A 16,935-nucleotide genomic window follows, 5' to 3' on the forward strand; every position below is an offset into this window, starting at 1 on the left:
CTTTCGGCGCAATCAAGCCGAGAAATCGCAGTCACATGCAAGGGATTGATTGTCAGATAGCCTGATTCTAGCCTACACCCGCAACTGCTGCATTCCAGCATACGCATATTATATTTTCACAAGGGAGACAGTGAGTTGAAACGCATTGTTACACTCGGAATGGCGATCGGCCTTTTAACATCGACCGCTGCTATGGCAGATTCCTTCCTCCGTTACGGTGAGGTTGAGGGCTGGAAGGTCTTCATTGATCAAGACAAGAAATCTTGCCTTATCGAGGCAGTGGATGACGCGGAAAACGTTGTTCAAATGGGTCTGACTGAAGACCGTGGCGTTGGCTATGTTGGCGTCTTTACCAAGGCCGAGACTGATATCAAGCGCGGTGAAACCGAAGCTGTTGCGATCCTCTTGGGCGACAACGTGTATCTAGGTGAAGCCACTGGTATGAAGGGCAACATCACCAAAGGGTACTCCGGCGGCTATGTTCTGTCAGACGACCCGCAGTTCGCGGAAGATATTGCAAAGCAACAGGTTATGGTCGTTTTCCCCGAGAAGGAATTTGCCTTCACTGTTGACCTGACGGGCACTTACAAAGCCATGGAAATGGCACGCAAGTGCAACGAAGAACAACTGGGCTGATACTCAGTCTGAAAGCGCGGTCATAAGCCGCGCTTTCTCACCCACGTCGTCGGGTTTCGAGATGACGGCGGCAAGATCTGCCAATGACGCAATCGAATGCCCTGCGCGAAAGCTGTCTACATGCGGCAGCATAGCCGCAACACCCTGCGCTTTGGGGGCAAACCCATCCCACCGCAGCAACGGATTCAACCAAATCAAACGTCGAGATGACAGGTGCAGGCGCTCCATCTCTTTTCCCAATGCCTCTGGATCACCTCGATCCAGCCCATCAGAGATCAATAGCACGACAGCACCCTGCCCCATTACACGACGAGACCAATCCCGGTTGAACGCATGCAGGCACTCTCCGATCCGCGTGCCGCCTTCCCAATCCTGCGCCTCTGCCCCTGCTGCGGCCAAAGCCGCATCGACATCACGTTGTTTTAGATGACGAGTGATGTTGGTCAGGCGCGTCCCGAAGGTGAAGGCATGGACCTTGGCCCATCCGGCCCCCTTCGCGTTGGAAACTGTATGCAGGAAATGAAGAATGATACGGCTGTACTGGCTCATCGAACCCGAAATGTCACAAAGCACGACAAGATTGGGCCAACGCGGTTTTGGCGTCAGGCGCGCGATATCGCGCAGTTCTCCGCCTTGACGCATCGCAGCACGTAAGGTTCGAGCTCTGTCAATCCGGTGTCCCAAATGGCTCGCTTGCCCACGACGAGATTCTATTGGTTTTACCGGCAAGGACATCCGCGTCAGCACACGTTTGGCCAGTGCTATTTCGTCGGTGCTCATCTGTTCAAAGTCCAGACTACGCAAGCGCTCCTCTGAAGATGCGGTTTGCGAAGCGTCGATTTCAAGCTCAGTTTCTTCTTCGGAATCGGACGTCAACGGAAGGTCCCGCTCGACACCATCCAACAACGCTTCGGCCGCCCGTTTTTCCGCAGCATCCGCCTTACGTTCCTCCTGAACTCCACGGATTGCCGGAAGCATCATGGACATCATGTGCTCCATGTAACGTGGATCGCGCCAGTACATCCGGAAAACCTGCGCGAAAACCGTTCTGTGCTCGGGGCGGTTCACAAAACAAGCGTGCAGTGTCCAATAGAAATCACGCTTTTCAGTGAACCCTGCAGCCTGAACCGCACGAATTGCGTCCACAACCCGGCCCGTCCCAATCGGCAACCCAGCTTTACGAAGCGCACGCGCAAAGTGCGTTATGTTCTGCGCCAACTTCGGGCTATCGGGAATATCCAGTGTAAGCTGTTCTGCCATCAAACCGGTTCTAGCGAAGCTTTGGCTTGGTCCAGAATTCTCTTCGCCTCGGATCCCTGTAACTTTTGAATATCGTCCTGGTATTTCAGGATTGCACCCAAAGTATCACCGATAACCTCGGGACTCAGATTGATCACATCCAATGCCAGCAGGCATTTGGCCCAATCAATCGTTTCGGCAACCCCAGGTTTTTTGAACAAATCCTCAGTGCGAAGATGTTGAACAAACGCGACAACTTCTCGGCTAAGCGCCTCGGCCGCCTCTGGGGCGCGGGCGTGCAGGATTTCGATTTCACGCTCAAAATCGGGGTAGTCGACCCAATGATAAAGGCACCTACGTTTCAATGCATCATGCACCTCGCGCGTGCGGTTGGAGGTGACGATAACGATTGGGGGTTCGGGTGCCTTTACTGTACCGAGTTCAGGAATGGTCACCTGAAAATCACTAAGCGCCTCAAGCAAAAACGCTTCGAAAGGTTCATCGGTTCGGTCAAGCTCATCAATCAAAAGAACAGGCGCACCGTTTTCATCTGGGCGCATCGCTTGCAGCAAGGGGCGCTCAATCAAATATTCATCCGAAAACAATTCCGTCTGCAATGCGCCACGATCTGCGCCACCTGATGCTTCGGCTGTACGGATAGCCACCATTTGGGCTGGGAAATTCCATTCATAAACCGCAGAGGACGCATCCAGCCCTTCATAACACTGCAATCGGATCAGACGTCGATTCAGGCCGGCAGCCAGTGCTTTGGCAATCTCTGTTTTGCCGACCCCGGCCTCACCTTCCAAAAACAAAGGGCGACCGAGTTTAAGTGAAAGAAAAACCACTGTGGCCAGAGCACGTCCACAGACATAACCCTGCGATCCAAGCATTGTCTGAACTGCATCGATAGAATTTGGCTGTGTCATTTACTATTTTCTCCCTCGCCACAACAGGTCACGGCAATACTCGCGCGTCAAGGCCATCTCCTTTGGTGACCTACGACGTTCCGGTGCGTTGACAAGGTCTTTTCCGTAGACGGCCCGTGTGATAGCCGATGCGCCATGACCGATAGCATCACGATCCGCCGCCCCGACGATTGGCATTTGCACCTGCGCGATGGCGCGATGTTGCAAGCCGTCCTGCCCGAAACCGCGCGCCATTTTGCACGCGCAATTATCATGCCGAACTTGGTCCCGCCCGTCGTGCGTGGCGATCAGGCTGCCGCGTATCGCGACCGCATCATGTCCGCCCTACCCGAAGGCATGTCGTTCGAGCCGTTGATGACGCTGTACCTAACCGAAGATACCGACGCCGAGGATGTTGCCGCCGCGCATGCAAGTGGTTTGGTCAAGGCGGTGAAACTCTACCCCGCTGGTGCAACCACTAATTCAGCATCCGGTGTTCGAGATTTCGATAAGGTTCGTCCGGTGCTGGAAAAAATGGCCGAGATCGGACTGCCCATGTGTGTGCATGGCGAAGTCACCGATTCTGAAATCGACATCTTTGACCGAGAAGCCGTGTTCATCGACCGCGTTCTGGATCCGATCCGAAAGTCGACTCCGGGTCTTCGTGTCGTGATGGAGCACATCACAACGGCTAACGGTGTTGATTATGTGAAAGCCAACGAAACTGATCTTGGTGCCACGATCACTGCGCATCACTTGATCATCAACCGAAACCACATTCTGGTTGGCGGCATCAAACCGCACTATTACTGCCTGCCCGTTGCCAAACGAGAAGAGCATCGTCTAGCCCTTGTGGCCGCAGCGACTTCAGGCGACGCACGGTATTTCCTAGGCACCGACAGCGCGCCCCATACCGATGCCAATAAAGAGATGGCCTGTGGATGCGCCGGGTGTTTCACGGCGACAAACACTATGTCTTTGGTTGCCGAGGTGTTCGAACGTGAAGGTGCGCTGGACAAAATGGAGGGCTTTGTCTCTCTGAACGGCCCCGCGTTTTATGGACTGCCGGTGAATGAGGATACGATCACCCTAAACAAGGGTGAGCCGGTACAGTACCCAGATAAGATCGAGTCCGACGACGGCCCGGTCACCGTTTTCGATCCAGGTTTCCCACTGCATTGGCGTGTAGTCTAACGCTCAAGCATCTTTGACAAATCGCGGGCGCGGCCACCGGTACGCAACATCGACCAGATCGCGTCCGCATCTTCCATTCCGATCAACTTAGCGGCCTTACCACGCACGCGGTCCTCGCGATCCGAAAGTGTTATGGGCGCCATCAGATCATGAGTAGCCTCGCGCCGAGCGCCATCGCGGCGTAGCAGTGTCAAATGGGCCTGCGTTTCGGATAGCTCCTCATCCGCCTCAACTGAGATGCGGTCCCGCAATGATTGGAGGCGTGGGTCAGAACAGACCTTTTCCGTATAGCTCGACGGTAAAGCGGTATCATAGCCAAGGGCCTGCATTGCTATAACCGTGCGGTATGAAAACTTGGCTCCTAGTCCAGTTGTTGGTGACATTTGATTGCACACACTCATCCAGCGTGGATGTGTTTTTATCCGGATCTCAGCCACTTCGGGTTCCGCAATATCCAAATCACGCGCAGCCTCCAACGCTGCATGGAGACCATGGCAACAGGCGTGAAACTTATGGCTTACGTTTTCGAACATCCATTCGTCGCCCAATCCAACGAGGGCAGTCTGCGCGTCCTCTTCGCCCTTATGCGTCGCGCCAAACCCGAATGGCCCCTCTAACGCATCCATGTTGGGCTCAAAGCCGTTTGCAATTAGAAGAGCAGCCTCCACCCCAGCTGAAGCGGCCAAACCTGCATTATACGGTTTTCCCATCGTTCCAAATTGCGCCTTGAGCCCGGCTGCCCGAGTCGCCGTCAGCCCCAGCACCTTTCGCATTTGCTCTTCGCTGAATCCAAGCAAACGACCTGCAGCGGCAGCGGAACCAAACGCTCCCGCAGTGGCTGTTTGATGAAAGCCTGCCTGGTAGTGATTGCGACCCAGCCAAAGACCCACGCGGATAGAAATCTCCATCCCGACAAGCGCTGCTTCGAGAAAATCAACGAGGATACGGTCATCCCACTCACTTAAAGCTAACGCAGCAGGAAGTATCGCAACAGACGGGTGGCCGATATGGGCAAAATGAGTGTCATCGTAGTCAAGTGCATGGGATACTGTCCCGTTCACCAATGCAGCCCCGCGCAAAGGCGCCGCACCTCCTCCAAAGAGATGAGCTTGTTCGGTTCCGCCCTCTCCAAGAACGAGGCCTTTAACCGCTTGCGATACCGGTTCATCTACCCCGGCGCGCCCCACGGCTATCCAGTCCAGAACGGACAAGGACGTAACAACACGCGTTTGCATCGTTGTTGAGACAGGGCCAGCAGCAAAGCCGGCCAAAGATTTGGTAAAATCACTCATGCGCGCAGTCTAACGCGCGGTCGTTGACGGTAAAGGCTTAGCTGTACAGATCCGAGGCGCGTGTCTCGAAGGCTTGTACGATCCGGTGCATCGCTTCGTTGAACACAACCCCAATGATGCCTTGCAATATCGCGTTCTTAAATTCGAAGTCCACGTGAAACGAGACGTTGCAACCACCTTCGGCCGCATCCTTAAATTGCCAGTCGGACTTCATGTATTTGAACGGTCCGTCCAGGTACTCCGTGTCAATCTTCTTTTGATCCGGAAACAGGGTCACTCGGCTGCCAAAGCGCTCACGGAATACTTTGAACGAGATGATCAAGTCCGCTTCCATCACCTGCGCCTCTCCTGCAGCGTAGCTGCGGCGTATTCTGGCCGCGGCGCACCAAGGCAGAAACTCAGGATACTTCGCCACGTCAGCAACCAGATCATACATCTGTTGAGCTGTGTAAGGCAGGTGGCGAGTTTCCGAATGAGTAGGCATGGCGTCCGTATTTACAGGTGACAATGGCGCGTCATGTCGTATGTTGCGCGCCAAAGATCAAGGGGGCAGCGATGAGCGACCGTGCATATGTGATAGATGAGATGATCTCAGCCAAGGCGATCGCCGCCCGGATCGAAGAACTATGCAGGGAAATCACATCGGAATTCGGTGACACTGACAAACTTGTCGTCGTTGGCCTTTTGCGCGGCAGCTTCGTCTTTATCGCGGATCTCGTACGTGAACTTGATCTACCCATCGAAGTGGATTTCCTAGAGGCGTCTTCCTACGGAGACTCAATGGAGAGCAGTCGAGAAGTACGTATTCTCAAAGACTTGCGAGGCGCTATTGAAGGTCGGGATGTTCTGGTTGTCGAAGACATTGTCGACACCGGCCACACTCTGAACCACGTGACCAACCTGTTGCGCAGCAGAAAACCCACGCGACTTAAGTCCATTGCCCTGCTCGACAAACCCAGCCGGCGTGAAGTGGATTTTCGGTCTGATTGGATCGGTTTTGAAATCCCGGATGAATTTGTGGTCGGCTACGGTATCGACTACGCACAGCGCAATCGTAACTTGCCATTTATCGGCAAGGTCCGGTTTGTCGAGGACTAACCAAACCTTTTGCAGGTGAGCCGAGAGTCAGCTCAACACCTGACGAATCGCGGCCAGAAAGATCCCGGAACCGACCGGGATCAAAGCGTCAGGAAAATCATAGTCCGGGTTATGCAACTGCGGGTGATCCTTGCCAGCCCCTAGCCAGAACATGGCCGTTTTGGCACCTTTACTGAATTGTCCGAAGTCTTCTGAAAACTTCTGCGGTATTGGTGTAAGCTCACAGCGCACAGCCGTCTCTGCGCAGGCATGAGTCAAAACCTCAACTGCTTCTGGCTCATTCTCACAGGCCTGAAAGACATCATTGAAGGAGATGTCATACAACAAATCATGCTTAGCAGCCGCGGCAGCCACCAAAGCCTCAGCCTCGGAGACGAGAGTCTGCATACGGGCATCCGCCACGGTTCTAAGAGTGACCCATAATTCGGCATGGCCAGGAGCCACACCAAAGGTCGCCTCACCCAAGCTGGCGTGGGTCACCGTGGTCAAAGCAAAATCAGCAGTTAGATCGCCACCTTTTCCAAGCCCGGCAAGCTGAGACATCAGCAACGACAGCGCTCCGGCAGGTGAAACTCCGTCCTGAGGCTCTGCCGCATGGGACGTTTTGCCCGTAAGGACAACTTTCATGCCGCGCGAAGCACAATTTGCTGAGCCCTGGCAAAGCAAAACCTTTCCCAATTCAATCCCGGGTAGATTGTGAAGGGAAAACACATAATCTGGCGCAAATTCAGAGAACTTAGGATCGGCGCGAAATGCAATCGCTCCTTGCCCAGTTTCTTCGGCGGGTTGAAAAATCAATACAACTCGGCCTTTTGCCGGTTTGATTTGTGAAACTTCCTCGGCAACAGCCAGAGCCATGACCATATGCCCGTCATGCCCACACAAGTGGCCCTTTCCGGCAACGCTCGACGTGTAGGGAACTCCGGAAAGCTCTTCAATCGGAAGCCCATCCAGTTCACACCTGATAGCTACAGTTGGGCCAACCTGCCCGCTGTCAAAAACCGCAGCTACCCCGTACCCACCTACCCCGGTGACGACACAATCAGCTCCGAAGGCCTTTAACTCCTCGGCCACGCGCGCAGCAGTATTACGCTCTTGACCAGACAGCTCTGGGTATTGGTGTAGTTCGTGGCGCAGGCGGGTAAGCCGCGCAAGCGCTTCGGGTGTCACCCTTGTTCCAGCTTTTTCTGGCGAGCTTCACGCAGCCGGGCGAAGTCGTCACCCGCGTGATACGATGACCGGGTCAGAGGTGTTGCAGATACCATCAGGAAGCCCTTACCAAACGCAGCCTTTTCATAAGACGCAAACTCTTCCGGTGTAACAAAACGATCTACGCCGTGATGCTTGGGCGTTGGCTGTAGATACTGACCAATTGTAAGGAAATCGATGTCTGCAGCACGCATGTCGTCCATAACCTGACGCACTTGCTGTTCGTCCTCACCCAATCCAACCATGATACCGGATTTGGTAAAGATCGACGGGTCCAACTCTTTCACTCGTTGCAGCAGGCGCAAAGAATGGAAGTAACGCGCACCGGGGCGCACCTCGGGGTAAAGACCAGGAACCGTTTCAAGATTGTGGTTGAACACGTCCGGCTTAGCCTCGACTACCACCTCAAGGACCGAGGGGTCGCATTTAAGGAAGTCTGGCGTCAATATCTCGATCGTCGTTTTAGGAGAACGATGACGCACTGCGCGAATTGTCTGAGCGAAATGCTCGGCCCCGCCATCTGTCAGATCATCCCGGTCAACCGATGTGATGACAACGTGGTTCAGACCCAACTTCTGGACAGCGTGCGCCACGCGACCTGGCTCAAATGCGTCAAGGCTATCCGGCCGACCAGTCGCGATGTTACAGAAAGTGCAACCACGGGTGCAAATCTCACCCATGATCATCATTGTGGCGTGACCCTGGCTCCAGCATTCACCAACGTTCGGACAACCGGCTTCTTCGCACACGGTGACGAGGTTGTTGTCACGCATAATCTTACGCGTGTCCGCATACCCCTTACCGCCAGGCGCCTTTACCCGAATCCAGTTAGGTTTCTTGGGTTGCGCATTGTCTTGACGATGCGCTTTTTCGGGGTGTCGTTGTTCGGGGATCTTCAGATCACGCACAGCTGGCTTTCCTGACTTTGGGTCAATTTGCTTTCGACTAACATAAACATACCGAGCTAACTACACCACCCATGCATAGCAGCCATGATAGCGCACCTCGCAAATGCGGAATAACGACAGATAAATCACAAAATACGAATTAATTTTCAACGTCTTTCGAGCCAAAATTTAAATTTGCATCTGCGGAAAATCTTTCATTGAAGGCGATTTAGAACTGTTTTAACTCACGGCTAGTTCACAAATGAATCACAGGAGTTTGAGCATGAAAACTGGCGCCAACCTGCCGAACGTCACTTTTCACACGCGCGTTCGCGATGAGGCTATCGAAGGCCCAAACCCGTTCCGCTGGGAAGATAAAACAACAGCCGACTACTTTGCTGGTAAACGGGTGATCCTGTTCTCGCTTCCGGGTGCGTTCACACCGACCTGCTCGACCTACCAACTGCCCGGCTTCGAAAACGGCTATGCGGACTTCCAAGATCAGGGAATCGACGATATCTACTGCATGTCCGTTAACGACAGCTTTGTTATGAACAAATGGGCGCAGGACCAAGGCCTGAAAAACGTCAAAGTCATTCCGGATGGATCGGGTGAATTCACTCGTAAAATGGGCATGCTGGTAGACAAGGACAACCTTGGTTTTGGCATGCGTTCTTGGCGTTATGCAGCCATCATTAAAGATGGTGTTGTCGAAGCTTGGTTCGAAGAGCCCGGCCTGATGGATAACTGCCCAGAAGATCCCTATGGCGTGTCCTCGCCCGAAAACCTGAAAAAGTACCTGGACGAAGCCAAAGAACCTGCACTGGCTTAAGTCCGTTGTATTGACACAACCGAAAGCCCGCCACCGGCGGGCTTTTTTATACGCGGGTCGCTGAAACTATTTCTTCACCAACCTGCCGAATGACGTCGGCCAGATGGTCAAACCAATCCTCACCGACAGTCGAAGACCTTCGAACAAGCCCTACCGTCCGAGCAGGCTGAGGAGCTGTAAACCGGGAAAGCTTCAATCCGGGAACCGCGTCTGATTCTGCTTGCGCAGCAAGTTCCGGTATCAACGTTAGCCCGAAACCCTCGGCAACCAACCTGGACAGTGTGGCCAAAGACGAAGCGCCCATATTGATCAATCCACTGCTTCTGTCCTGACCACATACTTCGAGCGCTTGGTCGGTTAAGCAATGACCATCATCCAAAAGCATCAATTGAGTGGTTTGTAAGTCCAAAGGGCGTAACGACTCGAGATTCGAAGCCAACCTGTCTAACCGTACTTGACTGCCCGCCAATAGAAAGCGGTCCTCGAAAAGCGGCAGCTCGTACAATTCACTCCCGCCTGAAGGCAGCGCCACAACACCGGCGTCGATTTCTCCGGCTCGCAACATTGTCAGCAAACGCTCTGTCCGGGCCTCACGAATTTGGACTCGCAAAGAAACGTCCGAGGCCCGCAGGCCGGCCAAAACTCCGGGCAACAGATAGGGCGCAATTGTTGGAATTATGCCGATAGACAAGGACCTGTGTCCACCAGACCGATCCCTGGCAAATTGATCTAACCGGTCAGCAGAACCAAGCACCTGCCGGGCATAGTCCAAAACATCTCTCCCTAAAGGGGTAAGGAGTATATCGCGAGCCTGCCGCTCAAACAGGGGGCCGCCCAAGACCCCCTCCAAAGCTTTGACTTGAACCGACAACGCCGGTTGCGAAACATTGCAAACCTGAGCGGCCCGACCAAAGTTACGTTGTTCGGCAACGGCGTTGAAATATTGCAGCTGTCTGAGGGTAAAATTCATAACTATAGATTATCAGTTGCACCCAGAACCGCAACAAAAACTTATAACCCTGTCGTTATCCGATCATACGGCTACGCTCTGCCTGGCTCTCGTAGTGGCGTTTAAGCCTTTGCAAAGCAATCCGAAGCACGATCTTTCCAGAGCGTGCAGACCACCCCATACGCTTTTCCGCGAGTTCCAGCCCCTCAAGGTAGCAACAGCAGCGCAAAGCGACATCACTGAGGCCGGGCCCCAAGTCAGACAAAGCGTGCGCAACACGGTCACGCGCATCCATTGCCCCTCGCCCACCATGAGCTTCACTGTTGAAACTACCTCGGCCTCCGGCGGTTAAGAAATGGTCCCAGTTCTGCGTGACCTGAGGGCCAACCTGCGCCAATTCGAAATCTTCTCGTAGGCGTTCACCAGCTTTAACCAGTTCTTCATCAAGGAAAGGCTTTCCATCCCGGTCTCGCCTGCGAGCCAAAGCGATCAATGGGCTTTCCGCCACGCTATAACGGATACGCCTAGGCCGGTCCTGTTTGGGTTTCGATCCGGCCATCGGCATTTGGAAAGATGCTTGCGCCTCGGCCATGCCAAACTCGTTGCGCGTTCGAGCCTTGTTTTCAGCGTCCGCTACCAGTTGGCTAAGAGCCGCCCGCCCCGATGTCGAGATTCGATAGCGCGAAATCCGCCCCGGGTTATCGCAAGTGATCCAGTCGTTTAGCGCAAGAGCCTGCGCGATCTTACATTCAACTACAGCTGTTCTGGTCGTCGCCCCATCGCCAGAATCGCGTACAACGACGGCTTTCTCCATTTCCTCAGCGACGGCCAGAACCGAACCGGTTTCGCATAGCCTTCTTAATATACGGAGCGCTTCACTGTTGAACTCATCTACCGCCGCGTCAGCTTCCTCCTGCACCAAATTAAAGCCGTATGCAGGCGCTCCGTTTAGTTCCTCCGCTTCGGAATAGTGCGTGTCCGCCAAGGCCCTCAGAGCAGCATCGACCAAAGGGTCGTCTCGCCGCATTTCAATTCGTCTGATTTGTCTGAGAATTGTCGAAGCATGGCACCCAACTGATCTCGCGATGTCGCGGATCGACTGGCCTGTTTCTGTGTGGGCCAAGTATCGTTGTGCCCCCTCAGGTACCCAAGCCGGGATGGTGAAAGCCATGTTATTTTCCATAGTTACTTGTCCTCGTCGACAAAACAATCTGTTCTCTACCGCCCCCAATTAATTGTTAACCAAATCTAACTAGAGCCGCTTTCGTTACTCGTTCGTTAACCACCGGGGACAAGAACCAGATTTGATTCAAAAACATAAACACTCATGAAGTCAGAGTTCGGAGAGAACCCAATCAAGGCAACACCCGCTTAGGTTGTGTCAAAAATATCGAAACTCACTCACGCAAAGGACCCTCGACATGCAGGACCTAATGACCATGATTTCGACCCTCCGCCGCCCTCGTCTACTTGCACGTGCGGCCAAGCATGGAGTTCAGGATTACGACCGCGAACGCCATCTACAACGCATTCTCGGGTACGGCTCACTGCCCGGAACCGGTGCAGCTCTTGTTCGACTGATGGAAATGGAAAAAGAAGTTAATGCAAAGCGTTTGGCTGAAGATGCGGCCTACTCATTGGTCCGTCATCTAGACCTGCTCATTGCGCTGTTGGGCGAAGCGCAACTGTTTCAAGCCAGTCGCGCTTCGCTATATCAATAGTTAGGTAAAGGCGTCCGGCATGGATGCCTTTTTCTTCTCAATGTATTCATTGAGAGCGGCGTTAATCGCCGGGTCGAGTTGCGGCTGCTGGTAGTTTGCCAGCAAATGCTCGACCCGCGCCGACGCCAGTTGCCGCGTATCACGTGCACCTTCATCTTCCCAAGTCTCGTAAGGCTTGTAGTCAAGAAGATCCGTTTTCCAGAAAGCTTCCTTGAAGTTCGCTTGCGTATGCGCGCAGCCCAGATAGTGACCACCTGGTCCAACTTCACGGATCGCATCCATTGCCTGAGCGTTTTCGTCGTAAGCAACGCCTTTCGCCAGACCATGCAGTACGCCAAGTTGATCAGCATCCATTACGAACTTTTCAAAGTCGGCGACCAGACCGCCTTCCAACCAGCCACACGAGTGCAGCATAAAGTTCACGCCAGCCAGAAGACCCATGTTCAGCGAGTTCGCTGTCTCGTAGGCGGCTTGTGCGTCCGGTAGTTTCGAACCACAGAACGAACCGGCAGAACGGAACGGCAGGTTCAGGCGACGAGCCAGCTGGCCTGCGCCATAGGTGATGTGCGCGGCTTCAGGTGTACCAAAGGTCGGTGCGCCCGAGTTCATGTCGATTGAAGTAACGAACGCTCCAAAGATCACCGGAGCACCCGGACGAATGATTTGGCTGTAAGCGACACCGGCCAAAACTTCGGCCAGAACCTGAGTCAGCGTACCAGCGACAGAAACAGGTGCCATCGCGCCGCCTACGATAAAGGGCGAGATGATGCAGGCCTGATTGTTCTTCGCATAAACTTCCAGAGAGCCCATCATCACATCGTCGAACGTCATCGGCGAGTTGATGTTGGTCAGCGAGGTCATGACGGTGTTTTCTTGCACGAACTCTTTGCCGAACAGGATTTCACACATCTCAACCGAGTCCTGCGCACGGCTAGGATCGGTGACCGACCCCATGAATGGCTTGTCCGACAGAGTCATGTGCGCCATCAGCATATCCAGGTGACGCTTGTTCACCGGAATATCGGTCGGCTCACACACTGTTCCGCCAGAATGGTGCAGCCATTTGGACATGTAAGCCAGTTTCACGAACTTGTTGAAGTCGTCCATGGTTGCATAGCGGCGACCGCCTTGCGCATCACGCACGAACGGAGGGCCATAAACCGGGGCCAGAACCAAGTTCCGGCCGCCGATGACAACCGATTTCTCTGGGTTACGGGCGTGCTGAGTGAATTGGCTCGGGGCTGTTTTGATCAGCTCACGCGCCAGGCCGCGAGGGATGCGAACGCGTTCACCGTCTACATCGGCACCTGCGTCTTTCCAGCGCTGCAATGCACCTGGGTTGTCGACGAAGTTAACGCCAACCTCAGCCAGAAGGGTTTCTGCATTTGTTTCGATGATTTCCAACGCTTCTTCGTTGAGAATCTCGAAATTCGGAATGTTTCGTTCGATGTACTTTGCCGTTTCGATACGAACTGCCGTACGCTCGGCTCGGCGAGCGGCACCACCACCGCCTCGGGCTCTGCGTCGGGTGTTTGCCTCTGTCATGAGATAATCCCGTTAGTCATGTTCACGTTGCAATTGGTGTTACCGGAACCGCGACCCACATCGAACGTGGTTTACGGTGCTATAGGGCCAAAAGCGACATGTTCGTCACTCTGATTTTGTTTTGACCCGAATTACTGGATGTTCATGATAGGAGTATGGAACCGGAATCGCAAAAAGCACCCGCCGCTATTTCCGAACGAAGCTCCCTTGATGCGGCTGAGATTGGCGCCGTTGCGCACTTGTATCGAGGTGAAGTCTACAGAAGCACCATCTGGCGCACGCGATTAGACACGACAACAAACTGGGCCGTGGTAACGCTTGGGGTTGCTCTTTCGATTTCCTTCGCCTCTCCCGAAGCGTCGCCCCTACCCCTGGTTTTGGTTGGTGTTCTCATCATTTTGTTTCTGATGCTTGAGGCCCGCAGATACAGGTACTTCAACGTCTGGCGCGCTCGCGCAAGATGGCTCGAGACGCACTTTTATGCCCCTCTTCTTTATGACGGAGACCTCCATATGGAGGAAAACTGGCAGAAGGTTCTCGCGGAAGACTACCTACACCCGCGCTATCATGTGAGCCTTATGGTTGCGATCGGACGTAGAATACGCAGGAACTACCTCTGGATCCTCCTGATCCAAAGCCTGGCATTCGGTGTAAAGCTGTTTGTCCACCCGACACCGGTCAGTAACTTCGCACAGGCCATCGACCGAGCGGACGTTGGCCCCATTCCAGGTGAAGCTCTGATCGTCACTGGTATTTTGTATATTATCTGCTGGTCTTTCATAGCTATCTGGAGCTATCGCGCAGATGTGGGTCGCGCATCACGACGTGGAAGCAAAAAGTCTGAGTCAATGGGCTAAAGGTTTGCACGAGGGCCTTTAGCCTGTATAGAGATTGCCAACCCAAAGTTACCGTTTGAGGCCAAGATTTCTGACTAGGTCTCCGGGGTTTCTTCCCATTCCACGCTCATGATTCCCGGCTCTAGAATCAACGGAGCTGCAATTTTGTGCTGGACGTCCTCTGGTTGATCTTCCGTGGACACAAGAATTTCGAGGGTTTGGACACCCTCTTCATCTTCCTCGCTCTTTTGAAACCCAACTATTCGAACGCCATTTTGAGCCAGAGCCTGCAACGCGGCCGCGCGTGCATCAGCTTGGGCATTTTCGGCACAGCGAACCAGTATCCGAAACTCTTGCGTCAACGGGACTCCTGCCCGTGTCGTCTTTTTCAACCATTTTACCAAAGGGCGCAGGCCAAGGTTCACGAATATAACGAAACCCGTCATCATTAGCGCGAAAATCCACGCTCCGCTTCCAGCCATCATACCGACCGCCGCGGAACACCACAAAGTCGCCGCTGTGTTCAGCCCGTGAATGGTAAAGCCATGCCGAAAGATGATACCCGCCCCGAGGAATCCGATCCCTGAAACGACCTGTGCCGCGACTCGAGTCGGACTGACCTCATCTGGGTAAAGTGCAGAAAACACGACAAAAGCCGCCGCACTTAGTGCGACTAGTGCATTCGTTCGCAGGCCAGCCATTCTTTGACGGACCTGACGCTCTGATCCTATCAAGGCACCGCAAAACAGCGCCAAAGCCAGATTCAAAGCGGCTAATTCAACGGCTATTGGCACTCACACCTCCCCTTTGGGTTTTGCCACCCGGACTAACGGGCGAGGTGCGTCATATTTCTGTTACAAAACTTTTACAATAGAGCATCTCATTTCCGCCAAACATCAACATTCAAGTGCGCTTAAAATGACCTTTCACTTGCGAAATTCTCGTGCTTAGCCTATGGCGCGGACATGAGTGATACATCCCATGACCGCCTTCTGATCATCGACTTTGGCAGCCAGGTAACGCAGCTTATTGCCCGCCGCCTGCGTGAGCTGAATGTCTATTGCGAAATCCACCCTTACCAGAACGTCACAATGGACTTCGTACGGGAAATGGCTCCAAAAGCTGTTATCTTCTCGGGCGGTCCTGACAGTGTGACGCGCGAGGGATCCCCTCGGGCCCCGCAAGAGATCTTTGACTACGGTGTTCCGATCCTCGGCATCTGCTACGGCCAGCAGGTCATGATGCATCAATTGGGTGGTAAAGTTGAAAGCGGTCACGGTACCGCCGAATTCGGCCGTGCCTTTGTCACTCCAAAAGGACAGTTGGATATCCTAGATGGTTGGTTTGCCGATGGCGACGAGCAGGTTTGGATGAGCCACGGTGATCATGTCAGTGAAATCGCACCGGGTTTTGAGGTTTGCGGTACATCGCCGAATGCACCTTACGCCATCACTGCAGACAAAAATCGACACTTCTACGCAGTTCAGTTCCATCCCGAGGTTCACCACACGCCAAAAGGCGCCAAGCTTTATGAGAATTTCGTAAAGCTGGCTGGCTTCAGTGGTGACTGGACAATGGGTGCCTACCGCGACGAAATGATCCGCAAAATCCGAGAGCAGGTTGGCGACAAAAAGGTCATCTGCGGCCTTTCTGGCGGCGTTGACAGTTCGGTTGCTGCAATCTTGATCCACGAGGCGATCGGCGATCAGCTTACATGTGTATTTGTTGATCATGGCCTACTGCGTAAGAACGAAGCAGAGGAAGTCGTGGGCATGTTCCGCGACAACTACAACATTCAGCTGATCCATGCAGATGAAAGCGAACTGTTCCTCGGCGAACTGGAAGGCCAGAGCGATCCAGAGACTAAGCGCAAGATCATCGGCAAACTGTTCATCGACGTATTCCAGAAACACGCCGACACAATCGATGGCGCTGAGTTCCTAGCCCAAGGCACGCTATATCCCGACGTCATCGAATCCGTTTCTTTTTCTGGCGGTCCATCGGTAACGATCAAATCCCACCACAACGTTGGCGGTTTGCCTGAGAAAATGGGTTTGAAGCTGGTCGAACCTCTGCGCGAACTGTTCAAGGATGAGGTCCGCGCACTCGGTCGTGAACTGGGTCTGCCGCAAAGCTTTATTGGCCGCCACCCCTTCCCTGGCCCGGGCCTCGCAATCCGTTGCCCCGGCGAAATCACCAGCGAAAAGCTGGAGATTCTTCGAGAAGCAGATGCGGTTTATATCGACCAGATTCGCAAGCACGGCCTTTACGACGAAATCTGGCAGGCATTCGTGGCCATCTTGCCCGTCCGTACAGTCGGCGTGATGGGCGACGGCCGCACATACGATTATGCTTGTGCTCTGCGTGCGGTGACCTCAGTCGACGGAATGACTGCAGATTACTATCCCTTCACCCACGAATTCCTAGGGGAGACCGCCACGCGGATTATCAACGAGGTCAAGGGCATCAACAGATGCACCTATGACATCACCTCGAAGCCTCCGGGAACTATCGAGTGGGAATGACGCAAAAAGCCGGGCTCTGTCCCGGCTTTTTTGTTTATGTCCGGTCAAAAACCCATAGTTTTCA

General features: G+C 53.8%; 17 protein-coding genes. 7 read left to right on the forward strand and 10 right to left on the reverse strand.

All coding sequences use genetic code 11. The features are described 5' to 3' along the window. The first annotated feature begins 135 nt into the window (after positions 1–135). The gene (locus ACR0EO_RS04485; RefSeq protein WP_480687401.1) at positions 136–636 is read left to right on the forward strand and encodes a hypothetical protein; all 501 of its coding nucleotides are present in this window, start codon (positions 136–138) and stop codon (positions 634–636) included. A gap of 3 nt (positions 637–639) precedes the next feature. On the opposite strand, the gene ACR0EO_RS04490 is transcribed toward ACR0EO_RS04485, so the two are convergent. Beyond that, positions 640–1,896, reverse strand: coding sequence for a vWA domain-containing protein (locus tag ACR0EO_RS04490; protein ID WP_480687403.1), 1,257 nt, complete (start codon positions 1,894–1,896; stop codon positions 640–642). Further along, a complete protein-coding gene (locus ACR0EO_RS04495) occupies positions 1,896–2,804 on the reverse strand; it encodes an AAA family ATPase (protein ID WP_480687405.1) in 909 nt (302 codons plus the stop codon). The genes ACR0EO_RS04490 and ACR0EO_RS04495 overlap by 1 nt, the downstream gene beginning before the upstream one ends. A gap of 135 nt (positions 2,805–2,939) precedes the next feature. Between ACR0EO_RS04495 and pyrC the strand changes: the two genes are divergently transcribed. After that, positions 2,940–3,977 (forward strand): dihydroorotase, encoded by a 1,038-nt coding sequence (gene pyrC, locus ACR0EO_RS04500; RefSeq protein WP_480687407.1) that lies wholly within the window; start codon positions 2,940–2,942, stop codon positions 3,975–3,977. On the opposite strand, the gene ACR0EO_RS04505 is transcribed toward pyrC, so the two are convergent. Beyond that, on the reverse strand, positions 3,974–5,269 hold the full coding sequence (locus tag ACR0EO_RS04505; protein WP_480687409.1) for an MmgE/PrpD family protein: 1,296 nt from the start codon (positions 5,267–5,269) through the stop codon (positions 3,974–3,976). The two genes, pyrC and ACR0EO_RS04505, sit on opposite strands and share 4 nt — an antisense overlap. Before the next feature lie 37 nt (positions 5,270–5,306). Beyond that, the gene (locus ACR0EO_RS04510) at positions 5,307–5,753 is read right to left on the reverse strand and encodes a type II toxin-antitoxin system RatA family toxin (protein WP_480688230.1); all 447 of its coding nucleotides are present in this window, start codon (positions 5,751–5,753) and stop codon (positions 5,307–5,309) included. Positions 5,754–5,824: 71 nt separating this feature from the next. Between ACR0EO_RS04510 and hpt the strand changes: the two genes are divergently transcribed. Next, the gene (hpt, locus tag ACR0EO_RS04515) at positions 5,825–6,367 is read left to right on the forward strand and encodes a hypoxanthine phosphoribosyltransferase (RefSeq protein ID WP_480687411.1); all 543 of its coding nucleotides are present in this window, start codon (positions 5,825–5,827) and stop codon (positions 6,365–6,367) included. Positions 6,368–6,394: 27 nt separating this feature from the next. On the opposite strand, the gene ACR0EO_RS04520 is transcribed toward hpt, so the two are convergent. Further along, positions 6,395–7,537 (reverse strand): amidohydrolase, encoded by a 1,143-nt coding sequence (locus tag ACR0EO_RS04520; RefSeq protein ID WP_480687413.1) that lies wholly within the window; start codon positions 7,535–7,537, stop codon positions 6,395–6,397. Next, the gene (lipA, locus tag ACR0EO_RS04525; RefSeq protein WP_480687415.1) at positions 7,534–8,484 is read right to left on the reverse strand and encodes a lipoyl synthase; all 951 of its coding nucleotides are present in this window, start codon (positions 8,482–8,484) and stop codon (positions 7,534–7,536) included. Before lipA ends, ACR0EO_RS04520 begins: the two co-directional genes overlap by 4 nt. Positions 8,485–8,746: 262 nt before the next feature. On the opposite strand from lipA, the gene ACR0EO_RS04530 reads away from it, so the two are divergent. Further along, positions 8,747–9,295, forward strand: a complete 549-nt coding sequence (locus ACR0EO_RS04530; RefSeq protein ID WP_480687417.1) for a redoxin family protein — start codon at positions 8,747–8,749, stop codon at positions 9,293–9,295. Between the two features lie 46 nt (positions 9,296–9,341). Here the strand turns inward: ACR0EO_RS04530 and ACR0EO_RS04535 are convergent, their stop codons facing one another. Next, complete coding sequence (locus tag ACR0EO_RS04535) at positions 9,342–10,265, reverse strand: hydrogen peroxide-inducible genes activator (RefSeq protein WP_480687419.1); 924 nt, start codon at positions 10,263–10,265, stop codon at positions 9,342–9,344. A 55-nt stretch (positions 10,266–10,320) separates the two neighbouring features. Continuing rightward, complete coding sequence (locus ACR0EO_RS04540) at positions 10,321–11,427, reverse strand: DUF6456 domain-containing protein (protein ID WP_480687421.1); 1,107 nt, start codon at positions 11,425–11,427, stop codon at positions 10,321–10,323. A 238-nt stretch (positions 11,428–11,665) separates the two neighbouring features. On the opposite strand from ACR0EO_RS04540, the gene ACR0EO_RS04545 reads away from it, so the two are divergent. Further along, positions 11,666–11,965, forward strand: coding sequence for a DUF6477 family protein (locus tag ACR0EO_RS04545; protein ID WP_480687423.1), 300 nt, complete (start codon positions 11,666–11,668; stop codon positions 11,963–11,965). On the opposite strand, the gene ACR0EO_RS04550 is transcribed toward ACR0EO_RS04545, so the two are convergent. Continuing rightward, positions 11,966–13,510, reverse strand: a complete 1,545-nt coding sequence (locus ACR0EO_RS04550; RefSeq protein WP_480687425.1) for a trimethylamine methyltransferase family protein — start codon at positions 13,508–13,510, stop codon at positions 11,966–11,968. 155 nt (positions 13,511–13,665) lie between these two features. Between ACR0EO_RS04550 and ACR0EO_RS04555 the strand changes: the two genes are divergently transcribed. Further along, positions 13,666–14,367 (forward strand): DUF2270 domain-containing protein, encoded by a 702-nt coding sequence (locus ACR0EO_RS04555; protein WP_480687427.1) that lies wholly within the window; start codon positions 13,666–13,668, stop codon positions 14,365–14,367. Positions 14,368–14,441: 74 nt separating this feature from the next. Here ACR0EO_RS04555 and ACR0EO_RS04560 read toward each other — a convergent pair whose 3' ends face one another. Beyond that, positions 14,442–15,140 carry an MgtC/SapB family protein gene (locus tag ACR0EO_RS04560; RefSeq protein WP_480687429.1) on the reverse strand — a complete coding sequence of 233 codons (699 nt, stop codon included), beginning with the start codon at positions 15,138–15,140 and terminating at the stop codon, positions 14,442–14,444. Positions 15,141–15,311: 171 nt separating this feature from the next. Here ACR0EO_RS04560 and guaA point away from each other — a divergent pair, with 171 nt between their 5' ends. Next, positions 15,312–16,871 (forward strand): glutamine-hydrolyzing GMP synthase, encoded by a 1,560-nt coding sequence (gene guaA / locus ACR0EO_RS04565; protein ID WP_480687431.1) that lies wholly within the window; start codon positions 15,312–15,314, stop codon positions 16,869–16,871. Positions 16,872–16,935 lie beyond the last annotated feature (64 nt).

The sequence above is a fragment of the Ruegeria sp. BE9 genome (assembly GCF_056538765.1).